This is a genomic window from Ruania alkalisoli (assembly GCF_014960965.1).
Lineage (GTDB): Bacteria > Actinomycetota > Actinomycetes > Actinomycetales > Beutenbergiaceae > Ruania > Ruania alkalisoli.
In genome coordinates, this window is the sequence record NZ_CP063169.1 from 1,129,154 (window position 1) to 1,148,525 (window position 19,372).

Annotated in this window: 16 protein-coding genes; 7 read left to right on the top strand and 9 right to left on the bottom strand. The window is 67.7% G+C overall.

Annotated elements, in window-relative coordinates; all coding sequences use genetic code 11:
* Positions 1 to 6 precede the first annotated feature (6 nt).
* From IM660_RS04755 to IM660_RS04770, 4 genes are all read right to left on the bottom strand, one after another.
* Positions 7 to 963, bottom strand: a complete 957-nt coding sequence (locus IM660_RS04755; protein WP_193498259.1) for an NAD-dependent epimerase/dehydratase family protein — start codon at positions 961 to 963, stop codon at positions 7 to 9.
* Positions 960 to 1,889: a carbohydrate ABC transporter permease gene (locus IM660_RS04760; RefSeq protein WP_193498260.1), complete on the bottom strand. Its 930-nt coding sequence runs from the start codon at positions 1,887 to 1,889 to the stop codon at positions 960 to 962. The genes IM660_RS04755 and IM660_RS04760 overlap by 4 nt, the downstream gene beginning before the upstream one ends.
* Positions 1,886 to 2,887 carry a carbohydrate ABC transporter permease gene (locus tag IM660_RS04765; protein ID WP_246465142.1) on the bottom strand — a complete coding sequence of 334 codons (1,002 nt, stop codon included), beginning with the start codon at positions 2,885 to 2,887 and terminating at the stop codon, positions 1,886 to 1,888. Before IM660_RS04765 ends, IM660_RS04760 begins: the two co-directional genes overlap by 4 nt.
* Positions 2,888 to 2,959: 72 nt before the next feature.
* Positions 2,960 to 4,357: an extracellular solute-binding protein gene (locus IM660_RS04770; RefSeq protein ID WP_193498261.1), complete on the bottom strand. Its 1,398-nt coding sequence runs from the start codon at positions 4,355 to 4,357 to the stop codon at positions 2,960 to 2,962.
* Between the two features lie 304 nt (positions 4,358 to 4,661).
* Between IM660_RS04770 and IM660_RS04775 the strand changes: the two genes are divergently transcribed.
* The 6 genes from IM660_RS04775 to IM660_RS04800 all read left to right on the top strand — a co-directional run bounded on the left by IM660_RS04775 (position 4,662) and on the right by IM660_RS04800 (position 13,456).
* The gene (locus IM660_RS04775; protein ID WP_193498262.1) at positions 4,662 to 5,660 is read left to right on the top strand and encodes a LacI family DNA-binding transcriptional regulator; all 999 of its coding nucleotides are present in this window, start codon (positions 4,662 to 4,664) and stop codon (positions 5,658 to 5,660) included.
* An 88-nt stretch (positions 5,661 to 5,748) separates the two neighbouring features.
* A complete protein-coding gene (locus IM660_RS04780; RefSeq protein WP_193498263.1) occupies positions 5,749 to 6,768 on the top strand; it encodes a PDDEXK nuclease domain-containing protein in 1,020 nt (339 codons plus the stop codon).
* A gap of 361 nt (positions 6,769 to 7,129) precedes the next feature.
* Entirely contained in the window at positions 7,130 to 10,381 is a 3,252-nt protein-coding gene (locus tag IM660_RS04785; RefSeq protein WP_193498264.1) for a DOMON domain-containing protein, read from the top strand.
* Positions 10,382 to 10,477: 96 nt separating this feature from the next.
* Positions 10,478 to 11,200 (top strand): polysaccharide deacetylase family protein, encoded by a 723-nt coding sequence (locus tag IM660_RS04790; protein WP_193498265.1) that lies wholly within the window; start codon positions 10,478 to 10,480, stop codon positions 11,198 to 11,200.
* The gene (locus tag IM660_RS04795) at positions 11,200 to 12,276 is read left to right on the top strand and encodes a hypothetical protein (RefSeq protein WP_193498266.1); all 1,077 of its coding nucleotides are present in this window, start codon (positions 11,200 to 11,202) and stop codon (positions 12,274 to 12,276) included. The genes IM660_RS04790 and IM660_RS04795 overlap by 1 nt, the downstream gene beginning before the upstream one ends.
* Positions 12,277 to 12,448: 172 nt before the next feature.
* Positions 12,449 to 13,456, top strand: coding sequence for an Rpn family recombination-promoting nuclease/putative transposase (locus IM660_RS04800; protein ID WP_193498267.1), 1,008 nt, complete (start codon positions 12,449 to 12,451; stop codon positions 13,454 to 13,456).
* 9 nt (positions 13,457 to 13,465) lie between these two features.
* Here the strand turns inward: IM660_RS04800 and IM660_RS04805 are convergent, their stop codons facing one another.
* The 5 genes from IM660_RS04805 to IM660_RS04825 are packed head-to-tail and all read right to left on the bottom strand — an operon-like array spanning position 13,466 to position 18,234.
* Positions 13,466 to 14,254: an SDR family NAD(P)-dependent oxidoreductase gene (locus IM660_RS04805; protein ID WP_193498268.1), complete on the bottom strand. Its 789-nt coding sequence runs from the start codon at positions 14,252 to 14,254 to the stop codon at positions 13,466 to 13,468.
* Between the two features lie 26 nt (positions 14,255 to 14,280).
* Positions 14,281 to 15,513 (bottom strand): alanine racemase, encoded by a 1,233-nt coding sequence (locus tag IM660_RS04810; RefSeq protein WP_193498269.1) that lies wholly within the window; start codon positions 15,511 to 15,513, stop codon positions 14,281 to 14,283.
* Positions 15,513 to 15,890, bottom strand: coding sequence for a RidA family protein (locus IM660_RS04815; RefSeq protein ID WP_193498270.1), 378 nt, complete (start codon positions 15,888 to 15,890; stop codon positions 15,513 to 15,515). The genes IM660_RS04810 and IM660_RS04815 overlap by 1 nt, the downstream gene beginning before the upstream one ends.
* Positions 15,891 to 15,925: 35 nt before the next feature.
* A complete protein-coding gene (locus IM660_RS04820) occupies positions 15,926 to 17,479 on the bottom strand; it encodes an N-acyl-D-amino-acid deacylase family protein (protein ID WP_193498271.1) in 1,554 nt (517 codons plus the stop codon).
* Entirely contained in the window at positions 17,476 to 18,234 is a 759-nt protein-coding gene (locus IM660_RS04825; protein WP_193498272.1) for an IclR family transcriptional regulator, read from the bottom strand. Before IM660_RS04825 ends, IM660_RS04820 begins: the two co-directional genes overlap by 4 nt.
* 113 nt (positions 18,235 to 18,347) lie before the next feature.
* On the opposite strand from IM660_RS04825, the gene IM660_RS04830 reads away from it, so the two are divergent.
* Positions 18,348 to 19,361: a lactonase family protein gene (locus IM660_RS04830; protein ID WP_193498273.1), complete on the top strand. Its 1,014-nt coding sequence runs from the start codon at positions 18,348 to 18,350 to the stop codon at positions 19,359 to 19,361.
* The last annotated feature ends 11 nt before the right edge of the window (positions 19,362 to 19,372 follow it).

Sequence of the window (19,372 nt, forward strand, 5' to 3'; positions counted from 1 at the left end):
GTATCCTCAGCAGTTCAGGGGGGTTGCGATCGGGTCAGGAAGAAGCCGCAGGTCCGGGGGTAGCAGGTGCTGGGGCGCGAATCCGAACAGTTCGGTCGGGGCCGTCAGGTCCACCGGTGCGGTCCGGCCAAGGAACTTCCGACGGCGTTCCACCCCTGGCCAGTACCGGTTGAGCAGGTCTTCGGTGGGGTAGGGGGCGCTGGTCTGGGGCGCAGCCACGTGCACCACGTGCGCGCCGTGGACGCGAGGTGAGAGGGCGTCCGCCATCGCCGCCGCGGCGTCCCGCGTTTCCAGATAGAGCCACAGGTCCGGGGCTCCCGCGGAGGGGTCCCGGGCGATTCGGCTCGCATCGGCGAGGAGCCGGTCGTCCAGCTCGGGGACCTCACCGAGCCCACCCACCAGTGGCAGGCGTAGGCAGACGACGTCGAAGCCGTGCCGTCGTGCCAGGGCAGCGGCGGTGGCCTCGTCCACCCACTTGGAGTGGGAATAGCTGTCGGCGGCGATCGTCGGTGCGTCGGAGTCCAGCGGCAGATAGGCGGGAGCGGCCGCCGGATCGGCGCTGAACCGGATTCCCAGGGCGTTGATGCTGCTCGCGATCGAGATCCTGCGCACCCCGGCCTGGCCGGCCAGGTCCAGCACGGTGTAGGTGGCACGGGTGTTCATCCCGAACACCTCAGGCCCGCTCGCCAGGGACGGCGCCGGGATCGCCGCGAGGTGGATCACCGCGTCCACCCCGGTGAGACTGTCAGCGACGGGGGCCGGGTCAGTGGCGTCGCCGACCACCACGCGATCGGCGCCGAGATCGCCGAGATCGCCGGGATCGGTCAGTGTCAGCGCTGTCGATCGGATCCCGCAGGCGCGCAGGTGCCGGAGCACGGCGCGGCCGATCAGGCCCGCCGCACCCGTGACCAGGGCGTGCCGAGGCGGCGAGGCATGGGCCGCCGTCGGCGGATTCGTACTCATCCCTTGAGCGCTCCTGCCTGGCCGGCGCCGCGCAGGAACTGCTTCTGGAACAGCAGGAACAGGGCCACCGGGATGATCACGGAGATGAACATTCCGGCCATCATCAACGAGGTCTCAGCGGTCTCCTGCAACCGGGGCAGAGCCACCGAGAGGGGCTGCTTGTCCGCGTCCGGTAGCACCAGCAGCGGCCAGAGGAACTCCTTCCACGCCTGCACGATCGTCAGTAGCGAGACCACCCCGATGATCGGAGTCGACATCGGCAGCACCAGGAATGCGAAGATCCGGAACGGTCCGGCGCCGTCGATCTTCGCTGCCTCGAACAATTCATGGGGGAGGGCGTCGAACATCCGGCGCATGATCAGTACGTTGAAGGCGTTTGCTGCCGAAGGCAGCCACACGGCCCAGAAAGTGTTCAACAGGTTCACCCCGACCAATGGCACATCCAGCACGGTCAGGTACAACGAGACGAGGCTGATCACACCCGGGATGAACAAGGTGGCCAGCACCAGTGCGGAGACGACCTTGCCGTAGCGAGGCCTGAGCACGCTGAGCGCGTAGCCGCCGGTGGTGGCGACCAGTAGCCCGAAGAACCAGGATCCGACGGCGATCCACACCGTATTGCCCAGGTACTTGCCGAACTCGATGCGGGTCCATGCGTCGTACAGGTTGCCCCACTGGATGCCGCTGGGCCACAGCCCGAACGGGTCGCGCAGGATGTCCTGTGTGCTCGAGACAGCCGACTTGAACAGCCACAGCAGGGGGCCGGCCGAGATCAGCACGAGCGTGCCCACCACCAGGATGGACAGGAGAGTCAACCCGACTCGCACACCGGGTTGCTTGCGGTCGTGTACCGAGAGGATCGAGCGCTCGGAGGCGAATGCGGCGGCATCGGCGCGTCGGCGCGCCCGGAAACTGGTGGCGGTCATGTCTGGCTCCAACGCCGGGTGGCCCACAGATACAGGGCGGAGAGCAGGGAGAGAGCCAGGGCGAGGAGCAGGCTGAGCGCGGTGGCCTTGCCGTAGTCACCCTGGATGAAGGCGTAGCGGTAGATCAGCATCAGCACCGAGACGCTGCGGTTGGCAGGCCCGCCGCCGGTCATGATGTAGGGCTCGGCGAAGATCTGGAACACCCCGATCAGCTGCAGCAGCAACATGATGAGCATGACGCCGCGCATCTGCGGGAGGGTGATGTGCCAGAAGCGCCGCCAGATCTTCGCGCCGTCCATCTCGGCTGCCTCGTACAGCTCGGTCTGCACCGAGCGCAGTGCAGCCAGGTAGATGATCGTGGTGCCACCGAACCCCGCCCAGGTGGCCTGGACGATGATCGCCGGGATCACGAGGTCAACGTCGTTGATCCAGCCGAGTGGTCCTGCACCGAACCAGCCGAGCACCTGGTTGAACAGGCCGTTCGCATCGGGTGCGTAGAACTGCTTCCACAGCAGCACGGCCACCACCGGGGGGATGATCACCGGCAGGTAGACCAGGACGCTGGCCACCGGCCGGGACCGGCGCAGCTCGCCGATGAAGATCGCCAGCAGGATCGGGACCGGGAATCCGATCAGCACCGAGACCAACGTGTACTGCGTGGTGTTCCAGACGGCGGTGGCCAGCAGTGGATCGTTGAAGACGTTGATGAAGTTGGTCCAGCCGATCCACTCGGCGGCTCCGACGAAGTTGGTGCGTTGCAGGCTCATCATGACCGAGCGCAGGATCGGCCACCACGAGAAGAATCCGAACGCGATGAGCAGCGGGAGCATGAACACCAGCGTGCTGAGCCCGCCACGGCGCACCCAGGTGATCGGGGTGCGCGAGCGCGGGCGAGTCAGCCCGCGGGTGCCGGACATCCCGCGAGGTGAAGCGGCGCCGTCGGGGGTGGTCGTGGCGGAACGCCCGCGTGAAGTGGCGTGGGCCGTCAGGTCGGACATGAGGGGAACCTTCTCGTCAATGAGGGGCAACGGTGGAGGCTGGGCGTGCTGCGCCCAGCCTCCACCCGGCGATCAGCCGGCGTCGATCTGCTGCTGGACGCTGGTCTGCGCCTCCGAGAGCAAGGTGTCGATATCCGCATCCTCCTCGGTGAGCACAGCCTGCACGACGGCGTCGAGGGTGGCGTACAGCTCCTGCGCCTTGACCGGGGGTTCCGGTACCAGCGGGATGTCGGCGATCGTGGAGGTGTAGGGCTCGAACTGCTCGACCGGCGCGTTGATGTACTCGGCGATCCACTCGGTGTACTGCTCCTCCACGTCACCACCGAGCACGGGCAGCAGCGGCGGGTAGACGGGGAGGTCGTCGGCAGCGCGGCTGGAGGCGAACTCCACAGCGGCGTCCTCGTTCAGGTAGCGCTGGAACTTCACGAACTCGATCCACTCCAGCGCTGCCGCAGCCTCCTCGGGAGTGGCATTCGGGCTGACCATGGCGATGGCTCCTCCGGCGAGCGTGCCGAGCGCATCCTCGGACTGTGGCAGTCCGGCCACACCGAAGTCCTCGGGTGCCAGCCCGCGGTTGACCACCAGGTTGCCGTAGGAGTCGGCACCGTTGACCGTCATTGCCAGCTGACCGGCACCGAGGTCGTTCATGATGTCGTCCTGGTTCATGAGGAAGTTGGCCCCCATGGACTCGTCTTCCCAGCGCAGGGTGCGGTAGAACTCCAGCGCTTCGGCGGTGGCGCCGGTGTCGGCGAAGATCGCGGTGGCGTTGCCGTCACTGTCCACCTCCTCCATCCCCCCGCCGAATGCGTAGGAGAGAGTGGAGAGGGTCCACCCACCGGTGTTGTCGGTGGTCATGGTGGCGAAGCCCGTGGCGTCGGTGTTCTCGGTGATCTGCTGTGCAGCGTCTCGGACCTCCTCCCACGTGGTCGGCGGGCTGTCCGGGTCGAGCCCGGCCTCGGCGAACAGCCCGCGGTGATAGACCAATCCCATCGTGTAGGCCTGGTAGGGCACGCCGTAGATGTTGCCATCGGAGTCCTGCACGGTGGCCAGAATCGAGGGGTCGAGCTGGGAGAGTGCCTCACTGCCTGCCACGAGGTCGGTGAGGTCGTAGACCTGGCCCCTGCCGATGAGGGCCTGGATCTCGGTGAACGGGATCTCCAACGTGGTCGGTAGCGTGCCGCCCTGCAGCATCGGGATAAAGGTGTCGGAGGACCAGGTGGTCTCCTCCGGCTCGACCGTGATATTCGGATGGTCGGCCTCGAACTCCTCGACCATGGCGAGCAGGTTCTCGCGAGACTCGGGGTTTTCGGTCGGAGCCAGGTTGCCGACCGTGATGGTGACCGGCGCGTCGGTGTCGACGTCGGCGGGGTCGCCCTCGCTTTCCGGATCGGTGCCGGCGCAGGCGCCGAGCGCCAGCGCCATGGTGGTGCCCAGTGCCGCGGTGGCGACACAGCGTCGGGACAGCCTCATCGTTGAAACCTCTCTCAGGTGGGGGTGCGCTCATGAATCATGTCGGCTTCGCCGTCGGTGCCACAGCCGCGTGTTGCTCGGTGTCGCCCGTCCGGGAACCGACGATGAGAAAGCGCTTTCGCACGAGTATGGGGAGCGGGGTCGGCTGCTGTCAAGTCGTTGGAGGGTTCGTGATCGACTCGAGGAAACCGTGGCGCCGTGCGTGCGGTAGGGCTGTGCCGCCGTTGTGAGGCTCATGCGTGATGAAGGCCGCGGGAGGTCGCATGTGCGAAACCGGATACCCGGTAGTCGCTAGCATGGCGTCATGGCAGCTCGGAAGAACGTGACGCTCAGCGATGTCGCCGCCGCGGCCGGCGTGTCGTTGTCCACAGCGTCCAAGGCGCTCAACGGCGGCGGCCGAATCGGTGAGGTGACCCGCCTGCGGGTGGTCGAGACGGCTGAGCGGCTCGACTTCCGGCCGAACGCGCTCGCGCAGTCCTTCGCTCTGGGACGCAGCCGCACGGTCGGGTTGCTCACGCAAAACGCCGTCGGTACCTGGTCCGGGCCGATCCTGGTGGGGGCGACGAGTTTCCTGGGGCGGCACGAGCAGGCGGCGCTGCACTACGACGCCCACTTCGACATCGCCACCTTGAATGCGAACGTCCGCAAGCTTCTCGCCCGCCGCATCGACGGGCTGCTCATCCTGGGTGAGGGGCCCGAACATGTGCTGCGGTCGGTGACCCAGGACTTCTCGGTGCCGGTGGCCTATGCCTTTGCCAGCACGGACGACAGTGGCGATGCGATCTTCATGCCGGATGGGGAGATGATCGGTCGCGTCGCGGCCGAGCACCTGCTGGAGATCGGGCGCCGAAAGATCGCCCACATCGGTGTGGACATCAATGCCCCTGCCACGGAGCGCACGCGTGGCTTCCATGAGGCGATGGCCGCCGCCGGGGTGCAGGTGGCCGGGGAGCAGACCAGCGGAGGGGACTGGAAGGCCGAGTGGGGCGAGCAGGCCATGCTGCGCCTGCTCGAGGAAGGCGTCGATTTCGACGGACTCTTCTGTGCCAACGACGTGATCGCCGAGGCGGCGGAGAAGGTGCTGCTCGCGCGTGGCCTCTCCGTCCCGGATGACGTGGCGATCGTCGGCGTGGACAACTGGGAGGGCGTCGTCGCGCGGCGCCGGAGCCACCTGACCACGGTGGACCCGCAGCTCGCCGCTGTCGGTGCCGCGGCTGCGGAATACGTGGTCGAGGGGCGCAACGATCCCGGGGTACACCGGCTTCCGGTGAGTCTGGTGGTCGGGGCGAGCTCCGTCGCCTGAGGCGCGGACGAGCAGTGGATATCCGGATATCCACAGATTTGGATCACCGCGCCGCACGTGTTGGCGCGGATCCGTACGCTCGGCCCGCATGACGTCACTGGTGCCGGACGGCTACGCGGCCACACTCGAACAACTCAAGCGCGAGGTCCATGGGGCGCGCCTGCGGGTTCAGCGTCAGGCCAACACCGAGCTTCTGAAGTTGTGGTGGCGCATCGGGCGGACGATCCTCGAACGTCAGGCAGAGCATGGATGGGGTGCGAAGGTGCTCGAGCAGTTGGCCGCTGACCTACGTGCCGAGTTCCCGATGATGAAGGGGTTCTCGCGCCGGAATCTGCACTACATGCGGTCGTTCGCCCAGGCGTGGCCGGAAGAGGCCGTAGTTGTGCAACGACCCGTTGCACAACTGCCGTGGGGGCATGTTATCGAGATGCTCGACAAACTCGACGATCAGGATCTTCGCGAGTGGTATGCGGCGAAGGATGTTCACCACGGATGGTCGCGTCCGGTCCTGGCGGCGCAGATCTCGACGCGTCTGCATGAGCGTGAGGGAGCTGCCCCGACGAACTTCTCCTCGGCGCTGGACTCGCCCGACTCGGACCTGGCGCAGCAGTTGACGAAGGATCCGTACGCGCTCGACTTCCTTTCTGGCGACAGCGATATCAGAGAGAGGGAGCTCGAGGATCGCCTCGCGTCACGCATCGTGGACACGCTGCGCGAACTGGGGCACGAATTCGCCTTCGTGGGCCGGCAGGTCCACTTCGAGGTGGACGGTTCGGACTTCTATGCGGATCTGGTGTTCTTCCATGTCGAACAACTGCGCTACGTGGTGATCGAGCTCAAGACCGAGCGGTTCGCACCAGGGCACGCGAGCCAGCTGGGCTTCTATGTCTCTGTGATCGATGACCGGCTACGACTGCCGGAGAAACATCTCCCCACGGTGGGCATTCTCATGGTCGCCGACAAGAGCGACACCGTGGTGCGCTACTCCCTGGCGGGAACCAACCAGCCCATTGCCGTGAGCCGGTACGAGCTTTCCCAGGAGGACCGGGAGGGTCTCCCGGACGAGCGCGCACTGGTGTCGGCGTTTCGAGATGGTTTGCGCCCGTAGGCCCGCCGTACTCGCGTCCGGCTCACCACGGCGGGGCGCCCCTGTGGGCCGGTGACCTGCCGGAGCGGCGGGTGCTCCGCCGTCGTGCTCGATGAGAGGTGACGCCAGGGTGCCCGGACTTCCTCGCAACTACTGACGCCCCTGTGGGCCGGTGACCTCTCCACGGCTGCTGGGCTTGTACACGCGGCGCCCTGCGCGCTATGGTCGCCATCAAGAGTATGCGAAAGTGCTTTCTCGCAGACTCGAGACAGTGACGTCGAACGTAGGAGACACCATGCGTCCTCGAGGACGAACCCGGCCCGCTATCGCGGGCCTGACCACCGCCACTCTGGCGGCAACAGTGGCTCTATCCCTGGGATCGGTGGCACCGACTGCCCAGGCGATCGCTCCCGATGCGACGGCCACCTTCACAGCGTCGCCCGAGCTCACTGGGGTCGACCGTGTGCGGCCTGGCGATCGGGAAACCGATCCAGCAGCAGTGACCACCACGGTGGATGGTGTGCAGTGCTGGCAGATGCAAAACGACCCTTACGTGCGCTACGCCTACGTGGACGTGGCCGATGAGGTGATCCCCGAGGACGCGACCCGGGCGGTCATCACCGTCGACTACTACGACGTCGGCACCGGCGGGTTCGACATCCACTACGACTCCACGTCCAATCCGTGGACCGGCTCTCGCAATCAGCAGCTCACCGACACCCACACCTGGCGGACCACGTCCTTCGAGCTGAACAACATCAACTTCGCGAACCGTTCCAACGGCTACGATTTCCGGCTCAACGTCAAGGCCGCTCAGGGCAACATGCCACCGGTCTGCTTCTCCGGCGTGCAGATCTCCTTCACCGACGCCCCGCTGGCGGCGCTGCAGTCCCTGGCGATCATGAGCCCCTCCACGATCTTCGGTACGGGCGAGGCCGCGATCGAGGTGGCCACCCCGGCGGAGGAGGTGACCTGGCAGCTGAACGACTCCCAGGGTGTCGCCCTGGAGACCGGGACCACCGCGGTCACCAGCGGTGACGCGTCGATCGACCTGAACCACCTCGGTGTGGGGTACTACACGATTGACGTGACCGCCACGATCAACGGTGAACCCGTCACCCGGCACGCCTCCCTGGCCGTGCTCGAGGCTCCACCCGAGGGCTGGGACGGCGACGAGGCGACCTTCGGTGCCCAGTTCCACCGCGGCTGGCAGCCGGATGCCGAGACCGAGGCGTTGATCGACGCCATGGAGCTCGCCGGGTATGGCATCAGCCGCCAGGCCACCACCTGGGGTGCGATCGAGCGGGAGCTCGGCGTCTACGGCTTCGAGGAAGAGGGGGTGCGTGTCACCACCGAGCTCAACAGCCGGGGCATCGACACGATGTGGAACGCCGGTCTGAAGAACTCGCTCTACGACGACGGCCGAACCCCCGCCAGCGACGAGGCGATCGCTGCCTTCGCGGCCTACGCCGGCGCCACGGCGGAGTACTACTCCTCGAACGGCATCACCCACGACGTGGGCATCCTCAACGAGTACAACTCCTCCGGATTCAACAACGGCTCCTGCGGACTCACGCCCGCCTGCTACCTGGAGATCCTCGAGCCGACCTCGGCCGCCATCCATGGCGCGGATCCCGAGGCGAACGTGATCGCTCCGGTGACCGCTGGCGTGCAGCTCGCCTGGGCCGAGGACTTCATCGCCCAGGGTGGTCTCGACCTCATCGACACCTACGGCGTGAACTACTACGGGTACGCCGAGAATGGTCCGGGTACCCCGCCCGAAGAGGGCACGGATCTGATGGACAACCTGCCGCAGCTGGTGCAGATGGTGCGTGCGGAGGCGCCGGACATGCCGATCCGGGTCACCGAGAACGGGCACCCCACCCACACCGCCGGATCCACTCAGGCGCAGCAGGCCGACCAGGCGATCCGCGCGCTCGTGCTCGCCCAGGCCGCCGGCGTCGACGAGCACATCTGGTATGACCTCTACGATGACGGATTCGATCCGGGCGAACGGGAGAACAACTTCGGCCTGATCAACCGCGCCGACGCCACCTCGTGCTACAAGTGGATCTGCCCGAGCGTGGAGGGCTACGAGTACGGGGCCGTGCACGGCATCACGCCCAAGCCCGGATTCGTCTCGCATGCCACGCTGATCCGGCAGACTCTCGGGCTCGAGCAGGGTGACCGAGACAACCTCGGTTCCGACTCGGCCTACTCCTTCCCCTATACGGACGGGGAGCACACCAACCGCGTCATGTGGAGCACCGGCAGCGACTACGTCACCGTCACCTCCGCCGACGGGTTCACCCTGACCGACCAGTTCGGCCAGGAGCAGCAGATCGGCGCCGGGGACTACACCCTCGAGCTCACCGGCTCCCCGGTGTTCGTCGGTGGCGAGGTGCAGATCGCCTCGGCGAGCGCGCCCGTTCAGGTAGAGGTTCCGGAACAGGTGGTTCAGGGCAACGAGGTGCCGGTCACGGTGTCATTTGGCCGCCCTGGCCCGTTGCCGCCGACGGTGCTTGTCGGCGTCGGCGACGTCGAGCAGGAGGCGCGGGTGCGCCCGGGCGGGCAGGCCACGGTGATGCTTCCGGCCACGGAGCTGCTCGGCGAGCGGGAGATCACTGTCGACATTGCCAGCGCTCAGGACCGGGGCCGGCCGTGGACACAGCATGCCGGCACCCGGGTGCGTGCCATGACCGAGGTGATTGAACCTTTCGAGGTATCGGTGCGGCCTCGTATCGCCTCTACTGACGGCGGCTTCGAGTACGCGCTGGAGGTCTCCATCGCGAACAACTCCACGACGGCGGCGCTTCCGATCGAGGAGATCGACTGGTCCGTGGGTGGTGCGGTAGGACTCGAGACCGACGTGACGGACGTGCCCGCGGGTGAGTCCGGCACGGTACTGATACCGGTCGCTGACGCGCGCCTGTTCACCAACCAGTCATACGACGTGACCGTCACGGCGTCGGGTCAGGTGAAGACCGACGAGGGCGCGGTGAGCTTCTCGCCCATCGAACCGGCCGATGCGCCCACACTGGACCCGATCGACCTGAACGACATCGGCCAGTGGCGCTCGATCCGGGGTGGCGTGCGCGAGGGTGCGGCGGACCTCGGCGGTGATCTGCGGTTCACTTCCACCGCTGACGCACTGGTGATGCACGCGAGGATCAGTGACGACGTGCACCTGGCCGACCGGGCCGATCCGGCGCTGAGCTGGCAGGTCGATTCCATCCAGTTCAACACCTACGATCTCTTCCCCACGGTGCTGGGCGGTGAACGGGTGGAGATCGCTGCCTCGTTGTACGACGACGGGCCGATCGTGTACACCTTCAGCCCGCCGGCCGGTCAGAGTGCCGGTCTCACTCCCGGTGCCGAGGCGGACATCGTCCGCGACGAGACAGCCGGCACCACCACCTACGACCTGACGATCCCGTGGGCTTCTCTTGGCTATGACGGTCCGCCTGCGGGCGTGTGGGGTCTGTCGTTCCTGGTCAACGACGCCGACGGTGACGTGGTCGGCGCCGATGCCCGCTCCGGGTACATCGAGTGGGGCAGCGGTGTCGGTGGTGCGCCGAAGGATCCGAGCAAGTTCCGCACGGTGCAGATCGTCGGGCTGGACGGTTCCGCCTGACCGATGGTGTCCGGCCCGCTCGAGCCGGACACATGAGAAGGAGGCTGACGGCGGAACTCACCGTCCGCCGTCGGCCGCTGCAGACCAGGGGAGACCATGACTGCACGGTTGCTGCTCACGTTCGATGACCGGAACATCGGCAGCTGGGTGCGGGCATTGCCAGCGTTCGAGACCGCCGGCGCCCGGGTGACTTTCTTCGTGGTGGAGGCCGACCTGCTCGACGAGCGCGAGCAGGCCGGCCTCCGCCGGCTGCTGGGGGCCGGGCACACGGTCGGCTCGCACGGCGCTCGCCACCGCAACGCCGATGAGACGATCGCTGCCTGGGGAGCGCCGGAGTACCTGCGGCGCGAGATCGACCCGAGCGTGCAGGCGCTCCGCGCCCTGGGTGCCCGTGCGCAAACCTTCGCCTACCCGAACAGCCGGCGGGACGCCGTCAGCGATCACACGTTGCTGGGCACGTTCGACCGGCTCCGGGGTGGCGGGGAGCGTGGACTCGACCTGGCCAGTGCGCGGAGGGCCATCGCGGCGGAGGTTCCTTCCCAGCGGGTGCTGCCGGCCCGCGGCTGGGATACCGGGCGTGGGACCTCGTCCCATGTCGACGATGCCGGCGTTCTCTCGGCACTGCTACGCACCCTGGCAGACGACGGTGGCGTGCTGGTGCTGTACGCCCACGACATCGCCGAATTCAGCGAGCACCATCACGTCCACCCGGAGCGGCTCGTGCAGGTGCTTGAGGAAGCGGCTTCCTATGGCCTCGAGATGTGCGGATTCGACGAGCTCGACGCCCCAGTCAGCAGTACGGGCTCAGGTGTGCGGTGATGGCGTCGACAGTGGGCCTCCGGAACTCCTACCTCACCTACCCGCACGCGAACGGCTTCTACGGCGGTGGTCGCTGTGTCGCTCTCGGGGTCTACGGGCCGCAGCCGTGGATCGCCGGAGTGGACCTGCGCGGTGGCGCGAGCGAAGTACTGATCGGTCCGGAGTGGTTTCCGCAGGTGGGTTCCGGGGCGGTGCTCTGGTTCGATGTCGCGCTGGACGCCGAGGTCCTGGTGAGCTCGTGGGGTGGGCGCGTGATCGCCCGGGACCTGCGTGGCACAGATGTGGACGTCGTGTACGCGGTGCCGCCGGGTTGGGAGCTGGACGGGCTGTGCAGCATCTCCCGCGACGGCGCCAGGGTGCTGATCGTCCGGCGCCGCGCGGGAGTGAGCGAGATCCTTGAGGTCGAGCGCGGGACCGGCCGGTCCCGGCTGGTGGTGAGCCATGGGTGGTATGCCAATCACGCCCACTACTGCCCGCACGACGAGGCGTGGGTCGCTTACTCCCACGAGGGCTCGGCCGGGAGCGTGTCCGATCGTGTGTGGGCGTGGCATGCCACAGCGGCTCCCGACGGCGTGAACGTGGTCGATCAGAGTCGGCTCGCCGAGCCTGATGGGCACGCTGGTGGGCACGTGTGGCTTGGCCATGAACGGTGGGCATTCCACGACGCCGCGGCCGTGGTGGTCGCCTACGGTGACAGTCCCGTCGGTCCCCGCGGTGTCTACCTGGTGCACGCTGACGGGCGCGTACCGGTGCTGGTCTCGCGGGCCGACCGGGATTGGCATTGCGGCATCAGCCGCGACGGCCGGGCCGTGGTGGTCGACACAACTGGCCTGGAGGGCGCGCCCGGGCGCGGCTGGGCCGGTGCCGCTGGGCTGAGCTCAGTGGTTCACGTCGACCTCGCCACCGGGGCGCGGACGGAGCTCGCTCGGACGCAGGTGCGTGATCACCCCTTCCACCCGCACCCCTGCTTCACGCCGGACGGTGCGGCCGTGCTGTACAACGCCGTCGAGCGGGCAGCGGACGGGACGGTGGGACGGTCGGTGGCGAGCGTTGCGGTGCCGGCTGCTTCCTCGTGACCACGAGGGCGGCCTGTGTGTCGTGGATCGGCAAGATTTCGACACTCAAGCCACCATCGTCGGTCCTGGTCGCGTCCTTCGCGTGGGTGAGACACGGCCCCGATGACTGGTTGTCCACAACCCACTGAGGTGACTTCAGCAGAGTGGGTGTGGCTGGTTCTACGGTTCACGGATGGAGAACCGCGGTGAGCATCCGAACCCGCATGATGCGGTGTTCCGGAAGGTGGTGGGGGAGCCGGTGAATGCGGCGTCGGTGCTGGCTGCAGCGTTGGCACCCGAGCTCGCCCAAGGGTTGGATCTGGCGGGGCTGCGGCCCGAGCCCGGGGCGCTCGTCGATGAGGAGTTGCGCGAGCTGTACACCGACCTGTTGTTCAGCACCCGGTTGAACGGCGATCCGGCGCATGTGCTGGTGTTGATCGAGCATCAGTCGAGCCCTGATCCGTTGATGCCGCTGCGGATCCTGGAGTATGTCACCCGGATCTGGCGTCGTCATCTGGGCGCTCGGCGCCGAGGGCGCTCGGGACAGCCGCATGATGGGGACGGTCCGGTGAGGCTGCCGGCGGTGGTGCCCGTGGTTGTCTACCAGGGCCAGCGCCGGTGGAACGCGCCGGACAGTTTGGAGGGGTTGTATGACCCTGCCGCGGCGGAGGTGCTGGGGTCGTTGTTGCCGCGGCATGAGTTCGTGCTCCATGACTTGACAGGCGTGGAGGTGGCCGAACTCTTGGCGGCGCCGTTGACGCCGGCGGCGCGGTTGGTGTTGGCGATGCTGATGTTCGCGCCCCGTGAGCAGCATCTGGCTGCGGTACTGGAGCGGTTCGTCGATGACGTGATGGTGCTGGCGCAGCGCGCCCGGGTGGATGAGATGTTCGGGGCTATCATGAAGTACGCCTACCAGGTCAGTGACACAGAACGAGACGAGTTGAAGTCGTTCTTCGATCAGCTCGGGCCGGAAGCACAGGAGGCTTATATGTCCACCACACTCGAACGAGGCGTCGCTCAGGGACGGGCCGAAGGACGTGCTGAAGGGGTCGCGCGTACGTTGACCCGTCTGCTGGTCAAGCGATTCGGTCCTCTCTCACTCGAGCAGACCGTCCGGATTGAGTCCGCGACACTTGAGGAGCTCGATGCTTGGGCCGACCGGGTTCTCGATGCCACCAGCGTTGACGACGTCCTCCGCTAACCCGAAACCTCAGTTCTCGCCAGAGAGCACGTCGGCAGCGAGCAGGTTGTTCCCGGCTGTCAGCCCGCCGTCGATCATGAGGGTGGTTCCGGTGATCCAGGATGCGTCCTCGGAGCTGAGGAAGGCTGCGGCATTGGCGATGTCTTCTGGCGTGCCGAGGCGGCCGGCCGGGTACCAGCGGGTGACGCGGTCGATGATGCCGGGATCGCGGCGGCGTCGTTCGTCCCAGGCGCCGGGGGTGATGACGGTGCCGACGCCGATGCCGAATGCGCGGATCCCGTCGCGGCCGTAGCGCACGGCAGTGCTGCGGGTGAGGGAGTTGAGGCCCGACTTCGCGGCACTGTAGGCGGCGTTGCCGTAGTACTGGTAGGCGTTCACGGAGGAGATGTTGCAGACGACCCCGTAGCCCCGTTCGCGCATGGCGGGCAGGGCGGCCCTGGTGCACAGGTAGGGGGCGCGCAGGGCGATGGCGACCTGTTCGTCCCACCGGTCAGGCGCGGTCTCGAGCAGGTCCTCGTCGTAGGCGTAGGCGGCGTTGTTGATGAGCACATCGACGCCGCGCGTCCGGTCATTGATCTCGGCGAAGAGAGCATCGACGGCGGCTTCGTCGGTGATGTCGACGGTGTGGGTGTGTATGGCCACATCGTGCTTCTCGAGCTCTGCGGCAAGCTCCGCGAGGGCGTCCGGGCGGACGTCGACGAGTTCGAGGGCGGCACCGTCGGTGGCGAATCGGCGCGCGATCGCCGATCCGATGCCTCCGGCGGCACCGGTGATGAGGACGACTGGAGTCGTGGCCATGGTGGTCCTTGTGATCGGTGAGGGGGTCAGAAGATGGTGCGCACGGCGCTGCGAACGCGGTACTGGTCGTCGATGACCGGGATGGCTCGCCATCGGTCGAGCGTGGTGCACGGGTGGGAGATGCCCAGTTTGACCAGATCACCGACGCGTAAGTGGCTGGTCTCGACGATGGTGTGCTGGTCGTTGAAGGAGCGGATCCGGGCGGCGCCATCGGGGATGGATTCGGTGTGTCCGTCGCGGTAGCGGGCCAGTAGCGGCGGCATCCCGGCGTCGGAGGAGATGTCCCGGCGGCCGGCGTCCAGGATGGCGAGGCCCGCCTCGGGGGTGGAGAGCACGCGAGCCCAGACCTCCAGCGCGGGGTGCAGACCCTCTGGGCCGCCGAGCGGGGTGGCGTCGGCGTAGAGGCCGTGGTCGTGAATCAGGTAGCAGCCGGAGCGCAGCACGACCTCGGTACCCGGAACGCCCGTGAGCTCCTCGGCGACGAGGTCGAAGTACATACTGCCGCCAGCGCTCAGGATCGCCCCGGCCGAGAGCAGACTCCGGTCGAGCAGGTCCACGGTGAGGGTACGTATCCGTGACAGGAACGCCCGGGCGGCAGCCTCGGTCGCGTCGGTTCGTGAGCTGCCAACCACACCCTCGAACCCCGCGACCCCAGCCAGCCGCAGCCCTGCGGCGCCAGCGATCGCTTCGGCGACTGCGATACCCGTGTCGTGGTCTCGTACCCCCGCTCGCCCGTCCGGCTCGCCTACTTCCACGAGTACGGGAAGCGGCCGCATGGCGTGGGTCGCGATCTGATCCAAGCGCCCGACGGCGTCCGTGCTGTCGGCGAAGACCAGCACCTCGAGTGCGGCATCAGTTGCCATCCGCTCGACCAACCAGGACAAGCCGACCGGGTCGAGGCATTCGTTGGCGATCATCACCCGCGTCGCGCCTATGGCGATCATGGCCCGGGCCTGCCAGGCGGTCGCGGCTGTCATGCCCCAGGCGTCGTCGGCGAGCTGCCGGGCGATGAGCTCGGGAGACATGGTGGTCTTGCCGTGCGGGGCGAGCGCCACGCCGTGACGGGAGCAGAAGTCGCTCATCGCCTGCTGGTTGTGGTCGAGCGCGTCCTCATGGAGCACCGCCAGCGGTGTGGAGAAGTCGGTGAGCGCGTGCCAGCCCTGATCCCCGATCGAGTCGGAGCGCACGCCTTCCCCGGACGGCGGGAAGCTCTTGTGCGTCCAGTCGATCGCCCAGTCGCCGGCCGATCCGATCGTCATCAGTGGGACCTGACGGCGACCACGTCGATCTCGACCAGGATGTTCATCAGGGTCGAACCGACCGTGGTGCGCACCGGGCGGGTACCGGTGAAGCGCCGTCCGTAGACCTCGTTGAACGCGGCGAAGTGCTCGTGCAGGTGCTCCAGGTGCACGGTGACCTTCACGACATCGGCGAGTGTGAGGCCGGCGGCGGCCAGGGCGCGTTCGACGTTGTCGATGACCGCATCGGTCTGCGCTTCGATGCCTTCGGGGACGGCTCCGGTGGCCGGATCCATCGGGCCGAACCCGGCCGTCCACACGGTGTCGCCATGGCTGGCCACGTGCGAGTACGGACCGGCTGGGGTGGGCAGGTCGTCGCTGATGATGAACTCAGGCATGCTCGTCTTCTCCTTGGTGATTCAACTGGTGGTGGTCAGTAGTCCCAGGTCAGGGCTCGGCCCGGGAGTGCGGCGGTCAGGGTGCCCTCGTGGAGCACCTGCTCTCCGCCCACCCACACGTCCTCGATGCCCTCGCTGAGCAGGGTCGGTTCGGCGTAGGTTGCCCGGTCGGTGACCCGGCTGGGGTCGATGAGGAGTACGTCCGCAGCCGCACCCTCACGCAGAATGCCGCGATTCCCCAGCCCGAACCGTTCAGCGGGGCGGGCGGCGAGGTGCTCCGCGGCCTGCGTCCAGGTCCAATCGCCGAGCTCGCGCACGTGGTGGCCGAGGAAGCGTGCGAACGTGCCCCGCGCACGGGGGTGCGGGTGGCCGCCGACGAAGATGCCGTCCGAGCCGCCCAGGTGACCTTCGTGCTGCAGCAGGGCACGCATATCGGCCTCACTGTTCGTGGGCGGCTGCTCGAACACCGCCGTGACCGCACCACCGGTGGCTCGCAGTAGTTCGATGGCGAACGAGTCCAACTCGTTGCCGGCCTGCTCGGCCGCCGCCCGCAGCGTGAGCCCTTCCGCCGCCTCGAAGCCCGGGGCGTTGGCGATCGTGGCTTTGTCGAAGGCCGCGTAGTCCGAGGCTTCCCAGTGCCGCCGCACGTCGCCCGCGGTGCCGGGTGAACTGAGCGCGTCCACCAGGTTGCCGGGGGCCAGTGTGAGCAGTTCCGCGGGCAGCAGGGGGATCGTCAGCAGCGAGAATCCGCGCAGGTAGGGGTAGGAGTCGAAGGTCAGATCGACGCCGTCATCAGCGGCATCGTCCATCAGGCGGGTGAGGAGACTGGCCGGGCCGTGCAGATGGGAGACGTGCACGGCCACACCACTGGTGGCGGCGATCTGGTGCACCTCGCCCAGGCCGACGACGGACTCGTCCTCGTACCCGCGCATGTGTGTCACATACGGTCGCCCGGCCTCGGCCAGCAGCCCCCCGATCTGGGACAGCTCGTCGACGTCCGCGTACAGGCCGGGCACATAGTGCAGCCCAGTCGACAGACCCACGGCCCCGTCGGCGAGACCCTGCGCCACCAACTCCATCAGGCCGTGCCGCTGAGACCGGTCCAGCTCGGGCGAGAGCCCGGCCACCTGGTAGCGCAGCGTTCCGTGCGGGAGCAGGTGAGCGGTGTTCACGCGCACCGCACCGGTCAGTGACCGGCGCAGCTCTGCCCACGTGACGCCGTCGGACCACACCTGAGGGAGGGGCCCGTTGATCCCGGCGAAGTACGACGCCGACCACGCGGCCGCTGCGCCGTGCGCGGGACCGTAAGAGACGCCGTCCTGCCCCGTGACGATCGTGGTGACTCCCTGGCGCAGCAGCGCCAGCTGCACCTCCGGGGAGAACACCTGCCCGTCGGCGTGGGAGTGGGCGTCGATGAAGCCCGGCATGATGAGCCGTCCGGTGGCGTTCACCTCCACCTCGCTCGGGCGTTGCGGGAGCCTCCCGATCCCGGTGACGGCGGCCCCTTCGATCCGTAGGTCCGCTTGCCTGGGTGAGGCACCGGTGCCGTCGACGATCGTGCCCCCGCGCAGAATGATCGGTGCGGTCATCGCGGCGTGCCCACGATCTCCTGGATTTCGGCCACCGCGTCCACCAGGGAATCCAGTGAGGTCCGGTAGGTCAGCGCGCTCACGCTGACGGCGCCCGAAGGAAGGGTGGGTGAGCCGAGCCAGACCGGAACCGCGAGGCAGCTGATCCCGGTCTCGTTCTCCTCGGCCTCGGTGGCATAGCCGCGCTTGCGGATCAGGGCGAGCTCGGCGGCGAACCGGTCCGGGTCGGTGATCGTGCGGGGCGTGCGGGAGACCAGCTCGGCCTTGCGCGCCCAAGCGCGGACGCCATCATCACTGGTGAGGGCGAAGGACAGCAGCAGTTTCCCGCAGGCTGTGCTGTGCACCGGGTTGCGGCCGCCGATCGTCGAGGTGAGCCGGACGCTGCCCTCGGCGGGGTCGACCTTCGCGCGGTAGACGATGGAGGAACCATCGAGTACGGCGTAGTGCACTGTCTCGCCGAACCGGTGCGCCAGGGCCTGCAGTGCCGGCTGGATCCTCAGGTATTCCGGGCGTTCCTCGTGGTTGGCGAACGCGAGCCGGATGAACTCATCCCCGAGGAGGTAGGAGCCCCGCTCGTCCTGCCGGGCAAAGCCCATCTTGCGCAAGGACGCCAGGGCGCGGTGGATTGTCGGTTTCGATCCGCCGACGGCCTGGCTCAGCTCGTCCAGGCTCGCCCCACCGCTGCGCTGGGCGAGTTCACGCAGCACCGTCAGCACGCGTTCTGCGCCCACGACGCGCGGACCGTCGTCGGTCATCGGGCCTCCTGGTGACCACCGCGAATGCTCTGTCCCGACGACTCTACGGTATTCTGTTTGTTTGAAGCAACGCTCAATAGTTTGAATCTTCTGACCAATGATGGACGGGATGTATGGAACTGCTGGTGGGAAGTGCCGCGCTTCACGACGGGATCGTGGGGGAGGGGGTCGCCACGGTGGACGTCACTGGTGGCGACATCTGCGATGTCACGCCGATCGCGGGGACGTCCGGGAGCGATGAGTCGACGGGTGCGATGTACCTGGCCTACGACGCGCAGCGTCAGGTGGCCTACAGCGTGCTCGGATCGACGCTGACAGCCTGGCAACGTGCCGGGCACGGTTGGGGGCAACTGGGATCGCAGCCGACCGGCGGTGAGGTGGCCTGCCATGTCAGCGTGCACCCGAGCGGGCGGTTCGTCCTGGTCGCGAACTACGAAGGTGGGAACGTCAGCGTGTTCCCGTTGCGGGCGGACGGCACGCCCGAGCCGACCTCGCATACGGAGCGGCTGGTGGGCGGTGGCCCATGCAGTCCTCGACAGGACGCCGCGCACCCGCACATGATCACCACGGCTGGGCCCGATGGGGAGGTCTACGTCGTTGATCTGGGTGGAGACCAGATCGTGCGGTACGAGCTGACGGCCACGGGTGGCTTGGTCCGGCGCGGTGAGCTCAGGCTTCCTCCCGGGACTGGTCCGCGGCACATGGTCGCCCGCGGTTCCTTCGCCTACGTTGTCGGGGAACTTGCCGCGACGCTGATTCCGGTCGATCTGGCGACCGGCGCGGTGGGTGAGCCGGTGTCCACGCGACCGCCCGGTGAGGCGGGGGAGTGCTACCCCTCGGCGGTGGTGCTCGATCCGCAGGGGTGGTTCTGCTACGTGCTCAACAGGGGGCCGAACACCATCGCGACCTTCGACATCGCCGGGGAGCCGCGCCTGGTGGAGACCGCTCCCAGTGGCGGGGACTACCCGTGGGACGCCGTGATTTCGGATGGGTACCTGTATGTCGCGAACCAGCGATCGGGAACGCTTGCGAGCTTCAGCCTGGATGCGCGCACCGGTGTGCCGACTCCCGTCGCCACCGCTTCGATCCCGCATGCGCTCTGTATCGCGCCGGGTCTGGCGAGCTGAGGAGATCAAGG